Genomic DNA, 21348 nt, shown 5'->3' with positions numbered 1-21348 from the left:
GGCGGTACGGCTTAAAGGGTGATACAGCCGGGATTGCGTTCGGTGGCGGATCCGGGAAAGAGATCGAATGCGATGTGGTCTTCGAGTGTGAATCCCATGGCGGCGGTGGAGCCGAGAGAGTCGAGGGACTTGAATACGGTGGACTCGGCCGACTGTCGGCGCTCGCCCTCGACACGGGCCTGTTCGTTCCATGGCCCGAGGAAGCCCGCCCACTCACCGAGACTCGCCGTGTGACCGGCGCGGGCCTTATGACCGGCGTCGACCGCGGCGTCGGCTGTGCGTTGGGCGTCGATTTCGCCGATAAATCCGCCACGCCACGCCGGGTGGTCGTTTTCCCCGCGGCCCGAGGCGGCAATCCCGGAGGTCAACCGGGCGATGGTTCGGTCCGTTAACGCAGCACATCCGACCAGCCGCGCCGTCCGGGTGATATCGGACGCACGCAACTCCGAAACACTCACTACAGCCCCCGTCCCCCGTCCAACGAGCCCCCTCGAAGGGAACCTAGATCGTTGGCTGATCCGCTGTCAACCCATACTTTTGGGGCGGCAATTAGGGCGAGTTGCCGACCTGCGCGAACTCACCAGCCCACCTGATCCGCACGTCAGCGGCGCCGCGGCGATTTTCCACTCGGCCCGCCCGTACGCGATGGGCGGCCCTCCGTACGCGGTGGGCCACCGCCTCGCCAAGGCCATACCCGCCGACGTCGGCGGGCATGGGCATCCCATCGGTCCGGCATCATCGACGCCCAGCACCCGGGCAACGGCGATGAGGCCGGGGGCCAGCCGCCGGAGTCACACGTTCTACACCCCTCTTACGCAAGCCACTTGCAGTACTTGCGCTACGCTTGCGTGCATGACGCGACGACTTGCTGAAGTGGCCAAGAAGGTCGGTGTCAGCGAGGCCACGGTCAGCCGGGTACTCAACGGCAAGCCCGGGGTCTCCGAAGCCACCCGGCAGGCGGTGCTGTCCGCGCTGGACGTCCTCGGCTACGAGCGGCCCACACAGCTGCGGGGCAACCGGGCCCGGCTGGTGGGGCTGGTCCTGCCCGAGTTGCAGAACCCCATATTCCCGGCCTTCGCCGAGGTCATCGGCGGGGCGCTGGCACAGCTGGGGCTGACTCCGGTGCTGTGCACCCAGACCAAGGGCGGGGTATCCGAGGCCGATTACGTGGCACTGCTGCTGCAACAGCAGGTCTCCGGGGTGGTGTTCGCGGGCGGGCTGTACGCGCAGGCCGACGCGCCGCATGAGCACTACCGGCTGCTCGCCGAGCGCAACATTCCGGTGGTGCTGGTCAACGCGGCCATCGAACATCTCGGCTTCCCCGGCGTCTCCTGTGACGACGCCGTGGCCCTGGAGCAGGCGTGGCGGCATCTGGCCTCGCTGGGCCATGAGCGGATCGGGCTGGTGCTCGGGCCCGGTGACCATATGCCGTCGGCACGCAAGCTGGCCGCCGCGCGGGCGGTCGCAGGCGATCTCCCGGACGAGTGCGTGGCCCGGGCGATCTTCTCCATCGAGGGCGGTCACGCCGCGGCCTCCCGGCTGATCGACCGGGGGGTCACGGGGATCATCTGCGCCAGCGACCCACTAGCTCTGGGGGCGATCCGGGCGGCGCGCCGCAAGGGGTTCGGCGTGCCGTCGCGGGTGTCCGTGGTCGGCTACGACGACTCCGCGTTCATGAACTGCACCGAGCCGCCGCTGACCACCGTCAGGCAGCCCATCGAGGCCATGGGCCGGGCGGCGGTCGAGCTGCTGAACGCGCAGATCGGCGGGGCGGCCGTACCGGCCGAGGAGCTGCTGTTCGAACCGGAGCTGGTGGTGCGCGGCTCCACCGCCCAGGCGCCCCGGGGTGGGACAGGGGAGTGAGAGCGGGCCCGTCGGGAGGCGGCCGCCGGGCGGTCGACGCACCGGCCGAAAGGCAGCCGACGGGCTCAATCCACGGGATTCACAGCGCAGTTGAATAATTACAGAATCTACGCGACATCTTGCGACCTCATGTCGACGGTGCTTGAGTGTGCGGCGCACTCACGGTTGTGTGCGCCCCGCTCGCGGCCGTGGGGCTTCCCTGCTCCTGTACAGAGGGGTCCACCCATGAGAAGCACCGGGTTCCGCCGTTCTCTCATCGCGCTCAGCGCCTGTTCCCTCGTCCTCACCGCGTGCGGCGGGTCGAACGACGGCTCATCGGGCGGCAAGACGCGTATCACGGTCAACTGCATGCCGCCCAAGAGCGCCAAGGTCGACCGCGAGTTCTTCGAGGAGGACATCGCCTCCTTCGAGAAGCAGAACCCGGACATCGACGTCGTCGCGCATGACGCGTTCCCCTGCCAGGACCCGAAGACCTTCGACGCCAAGCTGGCCGGCGGCCAGATGGAGAACGTCTTCTACACGTACTTCACCGACGCCAGGCACGTCGTCGACATCAACCAGGCGGCCGATCTCACTCCGTACATCAAGGAGCTGAAGAGCTACTCCACCCTCCAGAAGCAGCTACGCGACATCTACACGGCCGACGGCAAGGTCTACGGCATCCCGCGCACCGGCTACTCGATGGGCCTGATCTACAACCGCAAGCTCTTCGAGAAGGCCGGACTCGACCCCGACAAGCCGCCGCTGACCTGGGAGGAGGTCCGCGCCGACGCCAAGAGGATCGCCGCGCTGGGCGGCGGCACGGTCGGCTACGCGGACTACAGCGCACAGAACCAGGGCGGCTGGCACTTCACGGCCGAGCTGTACTCACAGGGCGGCGACGTGGTCGGCCCCGACGGCAAGAAGGCCACCATCGACACCCCCGAGGCGCGCGCCGTCCTGCGGAACCTGCACGACATGCGCTGGACGGACAACTCGATGGGCAGCAAGCAGCTCCTCGTCATCAACGACGCCCAGCAGATGATGGGTTCGGGCAAGCTGGGCATGTACCTCGCCGCGCCCGACAACCTCCCGATCCTGGTGAAGGAGAAGGGCGGCAACTACAAGGACCTCGCCATCGCCCCCATGCCCGGTGGCGAGGGCACGCTCATCGGCGGCGACGGCTATATGTTCCACAAGAACGACACGCCCGCCCAGATCCGGGCCGGCCTCAAGTGGCTCGACCACATGTTCCTCACCCCGGGCAAGGGTTTCCTGGGCGACTACGTCCGCGCCAAGAAGAAGGACGCCCCGGTGGGCCTGCCCGAGCCGCGGCTGTTCACCGGCGCCGCCGACGCCAAGGACCAGCAGATCAAGAAGGCCAACGCCAATGTCCCGGTGGACAACTACCAGACCTTCCTGGACGGCAACCAGAAGCTGCGGATGAAGATCGAGCCGCCGCATGCCCAGCAGATCTACTCCGTGCTCGACGGAGCCGTCTCCGCCGTCCTGACCAAGAAGGACGCCGATATCGACAAGCTCATCGAGGAAGCCTCCGACAAGATCGACAACATCCTGGCCCGGGGCTGACCCGATGACCGAAACCACTGCGCGGCCGCCCGCCGAGGCGATCGCCGTGCCCCCGGTACAGGCGCCGCCCCCGGCGGGGGGTCGGGGGCGGCGCCGCCTCGCCGACCAGGCCCGTGCCTATGGCTTCCTCCTCGGCGGCCTGCTCTGCTTCGCGCTGTTCTCCTGGTATCCGGCGATCCGCGCGGTGGTGATCGCCTTCCAGAAGTACACCCCCGGCTCCTCACCCGAATGGGTCGGCACCGCCAACTTCACCCGGGTGCTGGACGATCCGGAGTTCACCGCGGCCTGGCGGAACACCCTCACCTTCACCCTGCTGGCGCTGCTCATCGGCTTCGCGATCCCGTTCCTGCTCGCGCTCGTGCTCAATGAACTCCGGCACGCCAAGGCGTTCTTCAGGGTCGTGGTCTATCTGCCGGTGATGATCCCGCCGGTGGTCAGCGCCCTGCTGTGGAAGTGGTTCTACGACCCCGGTGCCGGGCTGGCCAACGAGGCGCTGCGCTTTGCCCATCTGCCCACCTCGAACTGGTCCAACGGCGCCGACACCGCCCTGATCTCCCTCGTCATCGTCGCCACCTGGGCCAATATGGGCGGCACCGTCCTGATCTATCTGGCGGCGCTCCAGTCCATCCCCGGTGAGCTGTACGAGGCGGCCGAACTGGACGGCGCGGGACTGCTCCAGCGCATCCGGCATGTCACGATCCCCCAGACCCGGTTCGTGATCCTCATGCTGATGCTGTTGCAGATCATCGCGACCATGCAGGTCTTCACCGAGCCCTTCGTGATCACCGGCGGTGGCCCGGAAAACGCCACGGTCACCGTCCTGTACCTGATCTACAAGTACGCCTTCCTCTACAACGACTTCGGTGGCGCCTGTGCGCTGAGCGTCATGCTGCTCGTGCTGCTCGGTGCCTTCTCCGCCCTCTATCTGTGGCTGACCCGCTCCGGGGAGGACGACGTATGAGCACCCGGACCCTCGTCTCCCCCGCCGCCCTGGCCCGCCCCCGCGGCAGGGCCGTCTACTGGACGGTCTTCACCGCCGTGCTGGTGCTGTTCGTGATCGCCTTCCTCTTCCCGGTCTACTGGATGGTGACCGGTGCGATGAAGTCGCCGGACGAGGTGGCGAAGACCCCGCCCACCCTCGTCCCCGAGCAGTGGCGCTTCAGCGGCTACACCGACGCCTGGGACCTGATGCAGCTTCCGCAGCATCTGTGGAACACGGTGGTCCAGGCGGCCGGCGCCTGGCTGTTCCAGCTGGTCCTCTGCACGGCCGCCGCCTACGCCCTGTCCAAGCTGAGGCCCGCCTTCGGCAAGGTGATCCTCGGCGGCATCCTGGCCACGCTGATGGTCCCGGCCCAGGCGCTGGTCGTGCCGAAGTACCTGACCGTCGCCGACCTGCCGCTGATCCACACCAGTCTGCTCAACGACCCGCTCGCGATCTGGCTGCCGGCCGTCGCCAACGCCTTCAACCTCTATCTCCTCAAGCGGTTCTTCGACCAGATCCCGCGCGATGTCCTGGAGGCCGCCGAGATCGACGGCGCCGGGAAGCTGCGCACCCTGTGGTCGATCGTGCTGCCCATGTCGCGTCCGGTGCTCGGCGTTGTGTCGATCTTCGCGCTGGTCGCGGTGTGGCAGGACTTCCTGTGGCCGCTGATGGTCTTCTCCGACACCGGCAAGCAGCCGATCAGCGTGGCACTCGTCCAGCTGTCGCAGAACATCCAGCTGACCGTGCTCATCGCCGCGATGGTCATCGCCAGCATCCCGATGGTCGCGCTGTTCCTCCTCTTCCAGCGGCACATCATCGCCGGGATCAGCGCGGGCAGCACAAAGGGCTGACACCGCTCCCCTCGACAGAAAGGCACCCACCGTGGCCCAGCGCACCCCTGCCCGGACACCCCACGACTGGTGGCGCTCCGCCGTCATCTACCAGGTGTATGTGCGCAGCTTCGCCGACGGGGACGGCGATGGCACCGGCGACCTCGCGGGCGTCCGCGCCAGGCTGCCGTACCTCGCCGAACTCGGCGTCCACGCACTGTGGTTCAGCCCCTGGTACCAGTCGCCCATGAAGGACGGCGGCTATGACGTCGCCGACTACCGTGCCATCGACCCGGCCTTCGGCACCCTGGCCGAGGCGGAGAAGGTCATCGCCGAGGCCCGGGAGCTGGGCATCCGCACGATCGTCGACATCGTGCCCAACCATGTCTCCGATCAGCACCCGTGGTGGCGCGCCGCGCTCACCGGCGGCCCCGAGCGCGAGCTCTTCCACTTCCGTCCGGGCCGCGGCGACCACGGTGAACTGCCCCCCAACGACTGGAAGTCGGAGTTCGGCGGCCCGGCGTGGTCCCGGCTGCCCGACGGCGACTGGTATCTGCATCTGTTCGCCCCCGAACAGCCGGACCTCAACTGGGCCCATCCGGCGGTGCGCCAGGAGCACGAGGACATCCTGCGCTTCTGGTTCGAGCGGGGTGTCGCGGGCGTCCGCATCGACTCGGCCGCCCTGCTGGCCAAGGACCCCCGGCTGCCCGACTTCGTCGAGGGCCGCGATCCGCATCCGTACGTCGACCGCGATGAGCTCCATGACGTCTACCGCTCCTGGCGCGGAGTGGCCGATGAGTACGGCGGCGTCTTCGTGGGCGAGGTGTGGCTGCCCGACAGCGAGCGCTTCGCCCGCTATCTGCGCCCCGACGAGCTGCACACCGCCTTCAACTTCTCCTTTCTGGCCTGCCCCTGGGACGCCCGGCGGCTGCGGACATCGATCGACGAGACGCTCGCCGAACACGCCCCCGTGGGCGCGCCCGCCACCTGGGTGCTGTGCAACCACGATGTGACCCGCACCGTGACCCGCTACGGGCGCGAGGACACCGGGTTCGACTTCGCCACCAAGGTCTTCGGCACCCCCACCGACCTCGCCCTGGGCACCCGGCGGGCGCGGGCCGCCGCGCTGCTGTCGCTGGCCCTGCCCGGCGCCGTCTACGTCTACCAGGGGGAGGAGCTGGGCCTGCCCGAGGCCGATATCCCGCGCGACCGTATCGAGGACCCGATGCACTTCCGCTCCGGCGGCACCGACCCGGGCCGCGACGGCTGCCGGGTGCCGCTGCCGTGGGTGGCGGAGGCGCCGTACGCCGGATTCGGCTCGCGGGAGGAGCCGTGGCTGCCGCAGCCCGCGGACTGGCCGGCGTACGCGGCCGGTCTCCAGGCGGAGGACCCGGGTTCGATGCTCAGCCTCTACCGCGAGGCCATTCGCATCCGCCGCACCACCCCCGGTTTCGGCGACGGGGCGCTGACCTGGCTCCCCTCGGCCGACGGTGTTCTGGCCTTCGCCCGTACCGAGGGCCTGGTCTGCATGGTCAACCTCGCGGAGACCCCCGCCGAGCTGCACCGCGACTCCCGGCTCCTGCTCAGCAGCGGCCCCCTGGACGACCATGGCCGACTTCCCCAGGACACGGCGGCCTGGCTGCGCATCTGAGCCGCCACCACCGCACCGCACCACCCCCCACCGCACCGCGCTATCCCACCACCCCCACCACGAAGGGATCAGCACATGCACAGCAACAGCACGGCATCGGCATCGGCATCGGCCAGGCGCTTGTCCGCGATCGGCGTGGCCGTCGCCCTGGCCGCCGGCATGCTCGTGACCCTGACCCCCACGGCCGCCCACGCGGCGGCGGGCGCCTCCCTCCCGTTCACCTCGGTGGAGGCCGAGTCGGCCACCACCACGGGTACGAAGATCGGCCCCGACTTCACCCAGGGCACACTCGCCTCCGAGGCGTCCGGTCGCCAGGCCGTCCGCCTCGCCTCGGGCCAGCGCGTCGAGTTCACCGCACCGCGCGCCGCCAACGCGGTGAACGTCGCCTACAGCGTGCCCGACGGCCAGTCGGGCACCCTCAACGTCTATGTCAACGGCACCAAGCTGGCCAAGACCCTCGCGGTCACGTCCAAGTACTCGTATGTGGACACCGGCTGGATCATGGGGTCGAAGACCCACCACCTCTACGACAACGCCCGGCTGCTGCTCGGCCAGAACGTCCAGGCCGGTGACAAGATCGCCTTTGAGGCGGCGAACACCCAGGTCGCCGTCGATGTGGCCGATTTCGAGCAGGTGGCGGCGGCCGCCACCCAGCCGTCCGGATCGGTCTCCGTCACCTCCAAGGGCGCCGACCCCAGCGGGCAGGGCGACTCCACCCAGGCGTTCCGGGACGCCATCTCCGCCGCCCAGGGCGGAGTGGTCTGGATCCCGCCGGGTGACTACAAGCTGACCTCCTCCCTGAGCGGTGTCCAGAACGTCACCCTCCAGGGCGCCGGCGGCTGGCACTCCGTCGTGCACACCTCGCGGTTCATCGACCAGACCGGCTCCTCAGGCAACGTCCACATCAAGGACTTCGCGGTCATCGGCGAGGTCACCGAGCGTGTCGACTCCAACCCCGACAACTTCGTCAACGGCTCGCTCGGCCCGGGCTCCAGCGTGTCGGGCATGTGGATCCAGCATCTGAAGGTCGGTCTCTGGCTGACCGGCAACAACGACAACCTCGTGATCGAGAACAACCGCATCCTCGACACCACCGCCGACGGCCTCAACCTCAACGGCTCCGCCAAGGGCGTACGGGTCCGCGAAAACTTCCTGCGCAACCAGGGCGACGACTCGCTCGCCATGTGGTCGCTGAACTCCCCGGACACCAACAGCAGCTTCGAGAACAACACCATCTCGCAGCCGAACCTCGCCAATGGCATCGCGATCTACGGCGGTACGGACATCACGGTCAAGAACAACCTGATCTCCGACACCAACGCCCTCGGCAGCGGTATCGCCATCTCCAACCAGAAGTTCCTCGACCCGTTCCATCCGCTGGCCGGCACGATCACGGTCGACGGCAACACGCTCGTCCGCGCGGGGGCCATGAACCCCAACTGGAGCCATCCGATGGGCGCCCTGCGCGTCGACTCCTACGACAGCGCCATCGAGGCCACCGTCAACATCACCAACACGACCATCACGGACAGCCCGTACAGCGCCTTCGAGTTCGTCTCCGGCGGCGGCAGGGGCTACGCGGTCAAAAACGTCAATGTGACCGGCGCGACCGTGACCAACCCCGGAACGGTCGTCGTCCAGGCCGAGGCGCAGGGGGCCGCGAAGTTCAGCAATGTCACCGCCTCCAGCGTCGGCGTCGCGGGCATCTACAACTGCCCCTTCCCGGCCGGCTCGGGCACCTTCAGCCTCAGCGAAGGCGGCGGCAACTCCGGCTGGAGCAGCACCTGGTCGGACTGTTCCGCCTGGCCCCAGCCCGGCCAGGGCAACCCGGAGCCCGACCCGGGCCGCAACCTCGCCAAGGGCCGTCCGGCCACCGCGACCGGCTCACAGGACGTCTACACCCCCGGCAAGGCGGTCGACGGCGATGCCAACACCTACTGGGAGTCGGCCAACAATGCCTTTCCGCAGGCCCTGACCGTGGACCTGGGCTCCAGTCAGGCCGTGCGCCGGCTGGTGCTGAAGCTGCCGCCCTCCGCGGCCTGGGGCGCCCGTACCCAGACCCTGTCGGTACTGGGCAGCACCGACGGCTCGTCGTACTCGACGGTGGTGGGCTCGCAGGGCTACCGCTTCGACCCGGCGAGCGGCAACAAGGTCACCGTCACCCTGCCCGGCGGCACCAATGTGCGCTACCTGAGGCTGAATGTCACCGGGAACACGGGCTGGCCGGCGGCCCAGGTCAGTGAGGTGGAGGCGTATCTGACCTCCTCATGATCCCCACCCCCCGCGCTTCGCCGTCGCCCCGGACCAAGCGGACACCTCGGGTCCCCGGCCCGGCGGAGCGCGGGACGGGATGTGGTCCGGAGCCGGTACGGATCGGACGGGTGCGGACCGCATGAGGGGCTCGTCAAGGCCACCACCAGCAAGCCTTGCATGATCATGCGGAAGACTGCATACTCCTGCTGTGTCCAAAGTTCTCACCTCCCTCCCTGTCGGCGAACGCGTCGGGATCGCCTTCTCCGGCGGCCTCGACACCTCGGTAGCGGTCGCGTGGATGCGCGACAAGGGCGCTGTGCCCTGCACCTACACCGCCGACATCGGCCAGTACGACGAGCCCGATATCGCCTCGGTCCCCGGGCGCGCCACGACGTACGGCGCGGAGGTCGCCCGCCTGGTGGACTGCCGGGCGGCCCTGGTGGAGGAGGGGCTCGCGGCCCTGTCCTGCGGGGCGTTCCACATCCGCTCCGGCGGCCGCAGCTACTTCAACACCACCCCGCTCGGGCGGGCGGTCACCGGCACCCTGCTGGTGCGCGCCATGCTCGAGGACAATGTGCAGATCTGGGGCGACGGCTCCACCTTCAAGGGCAATGACATCGAGCGGTTCTACCGCTACGGCCTGCTGGCCAACCCCTCCCTGCGGATCTACAAGCCCTGGCTGGACGCCGACTTCGTCAGCGAGCTCGGCGGCCGCAAGGAGATGTCGGAGTGGCTGGTCGCCCATGACCTGCCCTACCGGGACAGCACGGAGAAGGCGTACTCCACCGACGCCAACATCTGGGGCGCGACCCATGAGGCCAAGTCGCTCGAGCACCTCGACACGGGCATCGAGATCGTCGAGCCGATCATGGGCGTGCGGTTCTGGGACCCGACGGTCGAGATAGCGGCCGAGGATGTCACGGTCGGCTTCGAGCAGGGCCGGCCGGTGACGATCAACGGCAAGGAGTTCGCCTCCGCCGTCGATCTGGTGCTGGAGGCCAATGCCATCGGCGGCCGCCACGGCATGGGCATGTCCGACCAGATCGAGAACCGCGTCATCGAGGCCAAGAGCCGGGGCATCTACGAGGCGCCGGGCATGGCGCTGCTGCACGCGGCGTACGAGCGGCTGGTCAACGCGATCCACAACGAGGACACCCTCGCCACCTACCACAACGAGGGGCGGCGGCTCGGCCGGCTGATGTACGAGGGCCGCTGGCTGGACCCGCAGGCGCTGATGGTGCGCGAGTCGCTCCAGCGCTGGGTGGGCGCGGCGATCACCGGCGAGGTGACCCTGCGGCTGCGGCGCGGTGAGGACTACTCCATCCTGGACACCTCCGGACCGGCGTTCAGCTACCACCCGGACAAGCTCTCGATGGAGCGGACCGAGGACTCCGCCTTCGGGCCGGTGGACCGGATCGGCCAGCTGACCATGCGCAACCTCGACATCGCCGACTCGCGCGCCAAGCTGGAGCAGTACGCCGGTCTCGGCATGGTCGGCAGTTCGCATCCGGCGCTGATCGGCGCCGCGCAGGCGGCCTCCACCGGGCTGATCGGCGCGATGCCGCAGGGTGCCTCCGAGGCGATCGCCTCGGGCGGCCAGGCGTCGGGGGAGGACACGCTGCTCGACCGGGCCGCGATGGAGTTCGGCGCCGACTGACGCTCCGTCCGACCCGTGACAACGGCCAGGGTGCCCCGCTCCGGGGCGCCCTGGCCGTACCCGTTCGACGTCACCCGTCGACCGCCCCTGACGCCAAGCGGCGCGGCACCCCCATGCGGGGGCGCCGCGCCGCCGTGCGGACCGGGCAGCGGCCGGGCCGGGTCAGCCCGCGGGCCGCCCTGCCGTGCCGCCGCCCAGGCCGTCGACGTAGGTGGCGATCCAGGCCAGCGGCGCGTTCCAGTTGATGGTGATCTCGTTGGTGGAGAACGCCATGATGTCGTCGATGTAGCACATCGCCGGGGCGCAGCCGTTCAGCTTCTCCTTGGCGACCGGGTCCTGGAGCCCGGAGTTCGGGCCGCCCGCCAGCGAACCGGGTGCCGGATGCGGCAGCTTGTGGTCGAGCTGGTGGGCCCAGAAGCGGTGGTGCTGGTTGTGCGAGTTCCGTTCGCCGTAGCCGGTGACGTAGGACTGGTTGAGCGGATTCGCGCCCAGCAGGTAGTCCATGCCGCGGAGCACCGCGTCGCGGTAGCGGGGCTTGTCCGTCAGGTCGTGCGCGGTGGCGAGCACGATCATGTTGTTCAGCACCTGGCTGTTGGAGCCCCATTCGTATTTGCCGTCCTTCGGCGCGTACGGAACGCCGTAGGCCGACTTCGCGGAGTCCGCGGCGTAGCGGTCGGCGGCCTTCGTCACCATCGAGCGCACCTCGGCGCGCTGCTGTGCGGTGAGCTTGTTGGGGACGGTGGCCAGGTCCAGCGCTCCCAGCCCCGCGGTCGAGGCCCAGGACATGCCGCCGCCGCGCGGGAAGAGCGCGCCGACGTCGCGGTGCAGCGGCGAGTCGAACACCGCCTTGGCGTAGGTGTGGTCGCCGGTGGTGATGAACAGCTCGGCCGCGGCCCAGTAGAACTCGTCACCGACGGACTGGTCGCCGTAGGCGCCGCCGCCCGTGGAGTCGCTGTCACTCGCGAGGATCTTCGGATGTGCCTTGGCCGCGGCCCACGCGGTCCGGGCCGCGTGCAGCGAGCGGGCGGCGAACTCCGGGTCGTAGGACTTGAACAGGCGGGCGCTCTGCGCGGCGGCGGCCGCCAGGTTGAGCGTGGCAGCGGTGGACGGCTTATGCAGCTCACGCTGTTGCTGGTCCTGGTCCGGCCGGGTCGGGAAGCCGGTCCACTCCTTGTCGTGCACCTTATGGAAGGCCATACCGGCGAGCGGCTTGCCCTTGGGCACCTGCATGCGCAGCAGGAACTCCATCTCCCAGCGGGCCTCGTCCAGGATGTCCGGGACGCCGTTGCCGCGCTCGGGCACCCGGAGCCGGCCGTCGCCCAGCGACGCGCCGTCGGCGCCCTTGGTGGTGCGGGTGCGCTCGTACGCGGACATCAGCTGGGCCACGGAGATACCGCCGTTGACGACGTACTTGCCCTGGTCACCGGCGTCGTACCAGCCACCGGAGACATCGCGGCGGTAGTCGCACACACCGTCCTGGCACGGGACGTCGGTGTCGCCCCGGTGCGGGGCGGCCTTGTCATGGCCCGCGGGACGGGCGTACTTCGGCCCCACGAGATCCGCGTCGATCTTGATGCCGCTGCGGTTGTGGTAGAAGTACGCCAGCGCGTCGCTCCGCAGTGAGCTGTAGAGGTGGTCACCAATGGTGAACGGCTCGCTCTTCTTGCCGTCGACGGTGACGGTGTACCCCTTGCCCTCGTTTGTGACCTTGCTGAAGTCGAAGGTCTGGACGTTCTGCCGGGAGCTCGGGTCGACACCGGCGGGGGTGGTGGTCCCGCTCGCCCGCTCGGTGCCGTCGGCGGCCCGGAGCGTCCAGGTCAGGGGCTTGGTGGCGCTGGTGACGACCGTGCCCTTCTTGGGGCCGTCGGTCAGATAGCCGACCTGGTTCACCCGCACCGGCGAGCCGGTGTCGGGCTTGGGAGCGGCCTGGGGCAGGGTCGTCCCGGCGCCGTGCCGTGCGTGGTGGCCCACGGCACCCGCGGCGGGTGCGGTCAGGGCGCCGAGGGTCAGCCCGGCGGCGACCGCCGCGCACACCATGCGCCGGCGGCGGCGGTCGGTCCGGTCAGGGGCGGTCCGTACACGAGGAGCAGGAGACACGACTCAGCACTTCCGGGGTTCGGCGTCTTTTCCGTCCCCCAGAGGCTATGAACCCGCCCTGGCCTGCGGCTTCGTACGCTTAGCCGAAATCCGGGTACACCAGGTGACCGAGGCCGGCCTCCTTCGATCGAGGTATCGCGCGAGGTGAGGGGCGGTGGCGGCGGGGCTACCAGCGGGCGAGGTCCGGCTGGAAGGACGGGTCGAAGCGCCGCATGTACCCGGTGTCATCGCGGTTGCGCTGTCCGCAGCGCACGTACTGCTCATGCAGGCGCGCCAGCGCGTCGGGGTCCAGCTCCACACCGAGGCCGGGGGCGCCCGGGACGGGCACCGCGCCGTCCGTGAAGGCCAGCGCGCCGTCCACGATCACGTCCTCGGTCTTCCACGGCCAGTGGGTGTCACAGGCGTAGCTGAGATTCGGGGTGGCCGCGGCCAGGTGGACCATCGCGGCCAGGCTGATCCCCAGATGCGAGTTCGAGTGCATGGACAGGCCCATGCCGAAGGTGTCGCAGATGCCGGAGAGCAGCTTGGAGCGGCGCAGTCCGCCCCAGTAGTGGTGATCGGAGAGGACGACCTGGACGGCGTCGGCGGCCACCGCGGGGGCCAGCTCGTCGAAGGCCACCACACACATGTTGGTGGCCAGCGGCATGGGGACCTCGCGGGCGACCGCGGCCATGCCCTCGATCCCGGGGGTGGGGTCTTCCAGGTACTCCAGCACACCGTCGAGCGCGCGCCCGACCTTCACCGATGTCCGCGTCGTCCAGACGGCATTGGGGTCCAGGCGCAGCGGATGGTCGGGGAAGGCGCGGCGCAGCGCCCGTATCGCCTCGATCTCCTCCTCCGGGGGCCTGACGCCGCCCTTCAGCTTGATCGCGGTGAAGCCGTAGTCGTCCACCATCCGCCGGGCCTGCGCCACGATGGCATCGGGGTCGAGGGCCTCGCCCCAGGAGTCCGGCTCCCGGCCGGGGTGACCGGCCCACTTGTAGAAGAGGTACGCGCTGAACGGGACCGCGGACCGCACGGCGCCGCCGAGGAGGTCGCAGACCGGGCGTCCGATGGCCTTGCCCTGGATGTCCAGCAGCGCCACCTCGAACGGGGAGGCGACGCGGTCGACGGTGCTGCTGGTGGTGATCATGCCGGTGAGCCCGGAGCCGCCCGCGCCGCCCACGCGGTCGATGACCCGCTGGACGCGCTGGTTCAGTTCCTCGGTGGCGAAGGCGTCCAGCCCGACGATCTCGTGTCCGACGGCCGTGAGGCGCTCCAGGTGGAGTTCGTCCGCGTAGGTCTCGCCGAGCCCGGTCGGACCCGCGTCGGTGTGGATCTGCACGATCGAGCGGAGCGCGAAGGGCTCATGGACGCCGACGGAGTTGAGCAGGGCCGGGTCGTGGAAGGCGACGGGGGTGATGGTGACATCCGTGATGCGCGGGGCTGCTCCGTCAGACATCGACGTCCATTCATATGATTGAACGGGTGGTAGATGGGTGAACCATACCAAGGTGCCGCCCCGACGAGGAGGGGGCGAACACACCCGTCGCAACTCATGTGATTCCGCATGGAATTATCGCTTCCGGAGCCATTGACCTGGGCGAACGGGCGATCGTAAGGTCTGCGCACACCCAGCCCCGCATTCATGTGTGTGAACTCTGTGCGCGTACGCCGTCCGCGCGGAGCGGATCAGGCGCCGACGCGGAGGACCAGCTTGCCGCGGGTGTGGCCGTCCTCGCCCTTGCGGTGGGCGCGGGCGGCCTCCTCCAGCGGGAAGACCTCCTCGACCTCGACCACGACCTCCCCCTTGTCGATCAGCCCGGCGATCGTGGTGAGGGCGGCGCCGTCCGGCTCGACGAGGAAGCCAGTGGTACGCATCCCGGCGGCGTCCGCGGCCTGTCGCACCTCGGGGGCGACGCCACCGGGGACGGCCACCAGCAGTCCCCCCTTCTTCAGCACCTTCAGGGAACGGCTGCTGGTGGCGTCGTGGTCCTCGCCCAGAAGGTCGATCACCACATCGATGTCCTCGACCACGTCCTCGAAGCGCCGCTCGGTGTAGTCGACCAGCTCCGCCGCTCCGAGCCGGCCGAGCCATTCGTGCCGGCTCCCCCGGGCGGTCCCCACCACCCGCGCCCCCAGGTGCCGGGCGAACTGGACGGCGAAGTGCCCGACACCGCCCGCGGCGGCGTGCACGAGAACCCGCTGACCCGCCGTCACCCGTGCGGTGTCCACGATGATCTGCCAGGCCGTCAGCGCCGCCAGCGGCACGGCTGCCGCCTCCTCATGGCTCAAGGTGCCGGGCTTGCGGGCGAACTGACGAGAGGGAGCCGTGACGAACTCGGCGTAGCCGCCGGCCTGGCGGGGGAACCACGGCATGCCGTACACCTCGTCGCCGGGGGCCAGGGTGGTCACCCCGAACCCGACCTCCTCGACCACGCCGGAGACATCCCAGCCCAGGGTGAACGGCGGGTCGCCGAGCACACCGGCCATACCGCCGCCCTGGCGGGTCTTCCAGTCGACCGGGTTGACACCGGCGGCGCGCACCCGCACCAGCACCTCGGTGGGCAGCGGCTCCGGCCGCGGGACCTCCGCGACGCGCAGCACCTCCGGGCCGCCGAGCGCATCCTGCACCACCGCACGCATCATGGACCTGGCCACGTGTGCCTCCTGAGCTCATCCGTTCTCTCGCGCCCGCTCTCCGGACGCGTTCGCACGCTATCCGCCGGGCTCTGGTTACCCACAAGGGACACTGCTACCTTTTGGGTAGTACCAGCATTCGGAGGTCGCTCCATGAGCACGCGATGTCACACCGGCCAGCACGACCATCATGATGTGTACGAGGCCCAGTGCCCGTGCCGCGCCATGCTGGACCTGCTGGCGAACAAATGGTCGGCGCTCGCCATCGGGGCCCTGGAGGACGGCCCGCTGCGGTTCGGCGCGCTCCAGCGCCGCCTTCAGGGCATCAGCCCGAAGGTGCTCACCCAGACGCTGCGCCGCATCGAGGGCGCCGGGCTCGTCGAGCGCACCGTTTACCCGGCCGTCCCGCTCCATGTGGAGTACGAACTCACTCCCCTGGGCCGCAGCGCGTCCATCCCGCTGCGGAATCTGCGCATATGGGTCGAGGACAACCTGGACCTCACCACCGCGCCCGCGACGCCCGCGTGACGGCGCCGGTCCCCCGTCACCGCCGCCCGTCCCCCGCAGCACCCTCCCCACGGACGAGAGGGCGCCCTTTTCGAACCCCGCGGCTCCCTGCGAGCCCGGGGCCCCGTCAGAACGCGGGGGCGGTGCGGATGGCCGCGATGTCGAACTGGAGGCGGACCTTCTCACTCACCAGGGCGCCGCCCTCGGCCAGTCTGGCGTTGTAGGTCAGGCCCCATTCGGAGCGGTTGATGGTGGTCGTACCGTCGAAGCCCGCCCGCTGGTAGCCGAAGGGGTCCGTGACCTGCCCGATATAGGTGAGCTCCAGGATCACGGGGCGGGTGATGTCTCTGATCGTGAGGTCCCCGGTCATCCGGTAGACGTCCGTGCCCACGACCTCCACGGCGGTGCTGGCGAACCGGATGTGCGGGTAGGTTCTGGCGTCCAGGAAATCCCGGCCCATCAGGTGGTCGTCGCGCTGCTCGACACCGGTCTGGACACTCGCGGTGGACATCAGGACCTCGGCCCGGGAGCGGCGCGGATCGCGGCCGTCGAAGTAGAGGCGGCTCTGGAACTCCGCGAAGGCGCCACGCACCGTGGTCACCATGGCGTGCCGGACGGAGAAACCGATCCGGCTGTGCGCCGGGTCGACGATCCACTCTCCGGTGAGAGCCGCGAGATCGGGATCCGGCAGAGCGACGGCACCGGCGGACGTCGCCCGGGTAGGGGGGACCGCCGGCGCGGCGTTGGGGACCGCACGACGGGGGGTACTGCGGCTGAACAGGTTCATGCCACCCGTTGTTACTTTCAACCTAGGGGGTGACGCAACCCTTGATCAAGAGCAGATACACAAGAATCTTGAGTAAGTGCCTCCGGGACCCCGCGAGCATGCCCGCCGGTGCCCGCCCACACGCCTGGCGCGACCAAGGTGCGGGCGGCGTGCGCACCGCCGGATACGTCATCCTGGTCAACGCCCTTTGATCACCGCGATGTTCCCGCCGAGGAGAAGCACCCGTTGACGACCGACAGCTACTACGAGCCGATCGACGAACACCGCTACAAGCCCACCCCCCACGTCAGTGGCGCCTGGAGCACCGATGAGCAGCACTTCAGCCCGCTCGGCGGTCTCATCGTCCATGCCATCGACCGCCATCTCGCCACCCGTCCGGACACCGGACTGCTCCTCAGCCGGATCAGCTTCGACATCCTCGGGCGCCTCGCCCTCGACGAGTGCGAGATCCGAGTGGAGACCATCCGGCCCGGCCGCACCATCGAGCTCCTCGAAGCCGTCGTGCTCATCGCCGACCGCCCGGTGGTCCGGGCCCGAGCCTGGCTCCTCGCCGCCGTGGACACCGCCGCCGTCGCCGGTGGCGCCGGGGACCGGCTCACCCCTCCCGAGCGGCTCGCCCCCTGGGCGATGGCCTCGCTGTGGCCCGGCGGGTACATCGCCTCCCTGGACTCCCGTCCGCTCGCACCGCCCCGGCCGGGCCGCGCCACCGTATGGGTCTCCACCCCGCTCGACCTCGTGGCCGGGCAGACCAGCACCCCGCTGGCCTCGTACATCACGCTGATCGACACCGCCAACGGCATCGCCGTACGGCAGTCGCCCACCGCCTGGATGTTCCCCAACGTCGATCTGACCATCCACCTCCACCGCCGGCCGGAGGGCCGCTGGGCCGGGCTGGACACCACGGTCACCTTCGGCGACACCGGCCAGGGCATCACCAGCACCGTGCTGCACGATCTGCGCGGTCCGGTCGGCCACGCCCAGCAGATCCTCACCGTCCGCCCCCTGCCCGGCACCTGACCGCGTACGGGACCCGCCGCCACCGGTGGGGTGGCGGCTCGCCTGTACGATGACGCCGCAAGCAACGAACCACTCTGCCTGACGCAGAGCTGGCGCGACCGCTCGGCGGCCGCGGTCTTCTGCCCCCTGCTCGGCGCGGACCCGGTATCTACCCCGGTCCAGCGCGAGAGGACAGCTCTCGGCGCACTCCGCCATGCCGGCCCGGGTGCGCTACCAGGCGGCGGAAAGGCGTCGGCCGTGGCATCCGCGGTCTCCAGCACCACCCCTCCTCCCGTAGAGCCCCCTCCCGCACCGCGCGCGGGCTACGGGCAACTGCTCCGCACACCGGGCGCGTGGAGCTTCCTGCTGCCCGGTTTCGCCGCCCGGCAGCCGTTCGCGATGCTGACGATCAGCATCGTGCTGCTGCTGCGCCACACCACCGGGTCGTACGGTGTCGCCGGTGTGGTCGCGGCCGTCACCGGCGTCTCCATGGCGCTGTTCGCGCCGCGGAGCGGCAAGCTGGCCGACCGCCACGGGCAGAGCGCGGTTCTGGTGCCGGGGGTGCTGATCCACGCGGCGGCCGCGGCCCTGCTGACCGCGCTCGCGCTGGTGCACGCGCCCCTGTGGGCGCTGATCGCCGCCGCGGTGCCGACGGGCGCCTCCGTCCCGCAGGTCGGACCCATGGTGCGGGCCCGCTGGGCGGCCGTACTCGGGGACGGCGCCGCGGGCGGACCCGGCCCGCGTTCGGGGCGCCATCCGCTGCCGGCGACCGCGGCCGCGTTCGAGTCCGTGACGGACGAGCTCACATTTGTCATCGGCCCCGTGCTCGCGACCGGTCTGAGCACCGGTGTGCACCCGGCCTCCGGCCTGATCGCGGAGGCGGCGCTGACCCTCGCGGGCGGACTGCTCTTCGCGGCCCAGCGCCGTACCGCGCCGCGGCCGGGCCCCGCTCGGGCAGACACGCGGGAGCGGCACGCCTCGGCCCTGTCGGTGCCGGGTGTGCGTGTCCTGGCCGTGGCCTTCCTGGGCATCGGTTCGGTCTTCGGCGGTATGCAGGTGGCACTGACCGCCTTCACCCAGGAGCACGGTCAGCCCGGCCTGAACGGTGTGCTGTACGGCGTCTTCGCGGCGGGCAACATGTTCGCGGGCGTGGCCTGCGGCGCCATCGCCTGGCGCACCTCCCCGCGGCGGCGGCTGCTGACCTCCTACGCCGCGCTGACCCTGGTCTGCTCGACGCTGTGGGCGGTGCCCACGCCACTGCCGCTGGGCGGGCTTGGACTGCTCGCGGGGCTGTGCGTCGCACCGGCGCTGATCACCGGCTACACCCTGGTGGAGGCCCTGGTCCCGGCCACGTCCCGGACGGAGGCGTTCACCTGGCTGACCGGCTCGGTCGCGCTGGGGCAGGCCGCGGCGGTGACGGCGGGCGGACAGCTGGCGGACGGCTTCGGCGCGAGCGCCGCCTTCACGGTGCCGCTCATGGGCACGGCCCTCGCTTTGCTGACGGTGGTGTCCCTGCGCGCCCGGATCGCACCGCGCGGCGCCACGAAAGAGATACGCCACGAGCGGGGCCCCGCCGCCCCTCGCCCCGAGTCGCTCCGGGCGGCGGACACCTCCTGAGCGACATTCCGCTCCGGGGGCGGCACCGAGCCGGGCGGCGGCCGTACGGTCGCCGCCCGGCTCGGTGCTCCGAACGCGGGGTCCGGGGTGTGAGCAGCCATGCCCCGGAGCAGGTCCCGGTCAGCCGCGGGCGATGACCTTGCCCGGGTTGAGGATCCCGTGCGGGTCGAGGGCCGCCTTGACGGCGCGGTGCATGTCCAGGACGGCCGGTGTGAGCTCCCGCTCCAGACCGTCCCGCTTCAGCAGCCCCACACCGTGTTCGCCACCGGAGAGGCCGGTGCCGGCGCCCCGGGTGACCAGCGGCACGCCGTGCCGTACACAGGCACGCACCACCGAGCGCACCTCCCGCGCCGTCCGTGGCCGCACCACGACGCGAGGGGTGCCGTAGGGCGCCCACTCCGCCTCGTCGTGGACGAAACCGGCGGCGACGTCGGGGTCCTCGACCAGCCGGCCGTCCGGCAGCGCCTGCCGCAGATCGTCGATCAACACGTGCGGTCCCCTGCCTTGTCGTCGAGCACGGTGCTTTCCGTTCGCACGGTACCCATCGCCAGGAGAAAGCAAGCTCGTCGCCCCCTGCCGCCGCTGCCGCCCCCTGTCACCCGGAAGGCGGCCCTGCCGCACTTGCGCGAGAACCGCCGTTCTCCTACCGTCGTACCCGACGCGGAGAATACCCGTTCTCCCCGCCCCCTCCCCCATGCTCAAGGAGACGACGTGGCCGACGCTCCCCGCCCTCCCTTCCCGCCGTTCACCCGCGAGACCGCGATCCAGAAGGTCCGGCTGGCCGAAGACGGCTGGAACTCCCGTGACCCGGAGAAGGTCGCCCTGGCCTACACCGTCGACTCGCGCTGGCGGAACCGCGCGGAGTTCGCCACCGGACGCGACGAGATCGTCGCCTTCCTCACCCGCAAATGGGCGAGGGAGCTGGACTACCGGCTCATCAAGGAGCTGTGGGCCTTCGACGGCAACCGCATCGCCGTGCGCTTCGCCTACGAAAGCCACGACGACTCCGGCAACTGGTTCCGCTCCTACGGCAACGAGAACTGGGAGTTCGACGACAACGGCCTGATGCGCCTGCGCTACGCCTGCATCAACGACCTCCCCATCAAGGAGTCGGAGCGCCTGTACCACTGGCCGCTCGGGCGCCGCCCCGATGACCACCCCGGGCTGAGCGACCTCGGCCTCTGACCGACCGGCGCCACCCCACCGACCGGCACCATCCGACCGACCGGCACCAGGAGATCGGCGAAATGATCAGTCCAGAAACCGCGGAGCTCCGGATCCTCGACGCGGCCGAGAGCCTTTTCTACGGACGGGGGCTCCAAGCGGTGGGCATGGACGAGATCCGCTCCGCGTCAGGCGTCTCCCTCAAAAGGCTCTACCAGCTCTTCCCCTCCAAGGGCGAGCTGATACAGGCGTATCTGCGGCGGCGCGACGTCCGCTGGCGCCAGAAGCTGGCCGCGTACGCCGATGCCCGGACCACACCCGAGGAGAGCATCCTGGCGGTCTTCGACTGGCTCTACGAGTGGTTCGGCGAGCCGGACTACCGCGGCTGCGCGTTCAGCAACTCCTTCGGAGAGCTCGGCGCCACCTCGTCGGCCGTCGCCGAGACGGCACGCGCCCACAAGGAGGCGTTCTTCGGATACCTCACCGATCTGACGGCGGCCGCGGGCAAACCGGCCCCGCTGGCCGACCACTTGGCCCTCCTGGCCGAAGGAGCCATCACCACCGCGGCGATCACCGGCAGCGCCGAACCCGCGCACCAGGCCAAAGAGGCCGCACGCGTCCTGCTGGCGGCGGCGTAGCGATCACCGTCCTGTCCCGTACGGGGTGGCGGGAGCGGGGCCGGGCGCCGGGAGCAGCCCGGACGATGCGGCCGGACGAGGGCAGGACCGGTCCGCCTCATGTGTCACCGCCCCCGCC

At 70.1% G+C, this 21348-nt stretch carries 19 protein-coding genes; 13 read left to right on the top strand and 6 right to left on the bottom strand.

What is annotated here, in order from left to right; all coding sequences use genetic code 11:
- Positions 1-11 precede the first annotated feature (11 nt).
- Positions 12-458, bottom strand: coding sequence for a hypothetical protein (locus tag AB0E24_RS37895; RefSeq protein ID WP_359384090.1), 447 nt, complete (start codon positions 456-458; stop codon positions 12-14).
- A 394-nt stretch (positions 459-852) separates the two neighbouring features.
- Here AB0E24_RS37895 and AB0E24_RS37890 point away from each other — a divergent pair, with 394 nt between their 5' ends.
- The 7 genes from AB0E24_RS37890 (at position 853) to argG (ending at position 10805) form a co-directional block, all read left to right on the top strand.
- Positions 853-1863 carry a LacI family DNA-binding transcriptional regulator gene (locus AB0E24_RS37890; protein WP_359384087.1) on the top strand — a complete coding sequence of 337 codons (1011 nt, stop codon included), beginning with the start codon at positions 853-855 and terminating at the stop codon, positions 1861-1863.
- A 225-nt stretch (positions 1864-2088) separates the two neighbouring features.
- Positions 2089-3432, top strand: coding sequence for an ABC transporter substrate-binding protein (locus AB0E24_RS37885; RefSeq protein ID WP_100808174.1), 1344 nt, complete (start codon positions 2089-2091; stop codon positions 3430-3432).
- A 4-nt stretch (positions 3433-3436) separates the two neighbouring features.
- A complete protein-coding gene (locus tag AB0E24_RS37880; protein ID WP_069873051.1) occupies positions 3437-4393 on the top strand; it encodes a carbohydrate ABC transporter permease in 957 nt (318 codons plus the stop codon).
- Positions 4390-5265, top strand: coding sequence for a carbohydrate ABC transporter permease (locus tag AB0E24_RS37875; RefSeq protein WP_359384082.1), 876 nt, complete (start codon positions 4390-4392; stop codon positions 5263-5265). The genes AB0E24_RS37880 and AB0E24_RS37875 overlap by 4 nt, the downstream gene beginning before the upstream one ends.
- A 31-nt stretch (positions 5266-5296) precedes the next feature.
- Positions 5297-6895: a glycoside hydrolase family 13 protein gene (locus AB0E24_RS37870; RefSeq protein ID WP_359384079.1), complete on the top strand. Its 1599-nt coding sequence runs from the start codon at positions 5297-5299 to the stop codon at positions 6893-6895.
- 75 nt (positions 6896-6970) lie between these two features.
- Positions 6971-9166, top strand: a complete 2196-nt coding sequence (locus tag AB0E24_RS37865; RefSeq protein ID WP_359384076.1) for a discoidin domain-containing protein — start codon at positions 6971-6973, stop codon at positions 9164-9166.
- A gap of 190 nt (positions 9167-9356) precedes the next feature.
- A complete protein-coding gene (argG, locus tag AB0E24_RS37860; RefSeq protein WP_069873042.1) occupies positions 9357-10805 on the top strand; it encodes an argininosuccinate synthase in 1449 nt (482 codons plus the stop codon).
- Positions 10806-10967: 162 nt separating this feature from the next.
- Here argG and AB0E24_RS37855 read toward each other — a convergent pair whose 3' ends face one another.
- The 3 genes from AB0E24_RS37855 to AB0E24_RS37845 all read right to left on the bottom strand — a co-directional run bounded on the left by AB0E24_RS37855 (position 10968) and on the right by AB0E24_RS37845 (position 15542).
- Positions 10968-12842, bottom strand: coding sequence for a glycoside hydrolase family 9 protein (locus AB0E24_RS37855; RefSeq protein WP_359384116.1), 1875 nt, complete (start codon positions 12840-12842; stop codon positions 10968-10970).
- Between the two features lie 226 nt (positions 12843-13068).
- Positions 13069-14343: a glucarate dehydratase family protein gene (locus AB0E24_RS37850; RefSeq protein WP_359384073.1), complete on the bottom strand. Its 1275-nt coding sequence runs from the start codon at positions 14341-14343 to the stop codon at positions 13069-13071.
- 230 nt (positions 14344-14573) lie between these two features.
- Positions 14574-15542 (bottom strand): NADP-dependent oxidoreductase, encoded by a 969-nt coding sequence (locus AB0E24_RS37845; RefSeq protein WP_435865366.1) that lies wholly within the window; start codon positions 15540-15542, stop codon positions 14574-14576.
- 132 nt (positions 15543-15674) lie between these two features.
- Between AB0E24_RS37845 and AB0E24_RS37840 the strand changes: the two genes are divergently transcribed.
- On the top strand, positions 15675-16049 hold the full coding sequence (locus AB0E24_RS37840; RefSeq protein ID WP_093702624.1) for a winged helix-turn-helix transcriptional regulator: 375 nt from the start codon (positions 15675-15677) through the stop codon (positions 16047-16049).
- Positions 16050-16155: 106 nt separating this feature from the next.
- On the opposite strand, the gene AB0E24_RS37835 is transcribed toward AB0E24_RS37840, so the two are convergent.
- A complete protein-coding gene (locus tag AB0E24_RS37835) occupies positions 16156-16815 on the bottom strand; it encodes a YceI family protein (protein ID WP_093702625.1) in 660 nt (219 codons plus the stop codon).
- A gap of 68 nt (positions 16816-16883) precedes the next feature.
- Between AB0E24_RS37835 and AB0E24_RS37830 the strand changes: the two genes are divergently transcribed.
- The 3 genes from AB0E24_RS37830 (at position 16884) to AB0E24_RS37820 (ending at position 19428) form a co-directional block, all read left to right on the top strand.
- Positions 16884-17006: a hypothetical protein gene (locus tag AB0E24_RS37830; RefSeq protein ID WP_257788910.1), complete on the top strand. Its 123-nt coding sequence runs from the start codon at positions 16884-16886 to the stop codon at positions 17004-17006.
- A 34-nt stretch (positions 17007-17040) separates the two neighbouring features.
- On the top strand, positions 17041-17832 hold the full coding sequence (locus AB0E24_RS37825; RefSeq protein WP_359384068.1) for a thioesterase family protein: 792 nt from the start codon (positions 17041-17043) through the stop codon (positions 17830-17832).
- Between the two features lie 237 nt (positions 17833-18069).
- On the top strand, positions 18070-19428 hold the full coding sequence (locus AB0E24_RS37820; protein WP_435865365.1) for an MFS transporter: 1359 nt from the start codon (positions 18070-18072) through the stop codon (positions 19426-19428).
- A 120-nt stretch (positions 19429-19548) separates the two neighbouring features.
- On the opposite strand, the gene AB0E24_RS37815 is transcribed toward AB0E24_RS37820, so the two are convergent.
- Entirely contained in the window at positions 19549-19917 is a 369-nt protein-coding gene (locus tag AB0E24_RS37815; RefSeq protein WP_359384066.1) for an FAD-binding oxidoreductase, read from the bottom strand.
- Positions 19918-20139: 222 nt separating this feature from the next.
- On the opposite strand from AB0E24_RS37815, the gene AB0E24_RS37810 reads away from it, so the two are divergent.
- Both AB0E24_RS37810 and AB0E24_RS37805 read left to right on the top strand, forming a co-directional pair.
- On the top strand, positions 20140-20613 hold the full coding sequence (locus tag AB0E24_RS37810) for a nuclear transport factor 2 family protein (protein WP_069873026.1): 474 nt from the start codon (positions 20140-20142) through the stop codon (positions 20611-20613).
- A gap of 62 nt (positions 20614-20675) precedes the next feature.
- The gene (locus tag AB0E24_RS37805) at positions 20676-21230 is read left to right on the top strand and encodes a TetR/AcrR family transcriptional regulator (protein ID WP_079256442.1); all 555 of its coding nucleotides are present in this window, start codon (positions 20676-20678) and stop codon (positions 21228-21230) included.
- Positions 21231-21348 lie beyond the last annotated feature (118 nt).

It is taken from the genome of Streptomyces malaysiensis subsp. malaysiensis, assembly GCF_040653035.1.
Classification (GTDB): domain Bacteria; phylum Actinomycetota; class Actinomycetes; order Streptomycetales; family Streptomycetaceae; genus Streptomyces; species Streptomyces malaysiensis.
This window is presented reverse-complemented; position numbering and strand designations above follow the sequence as displayed.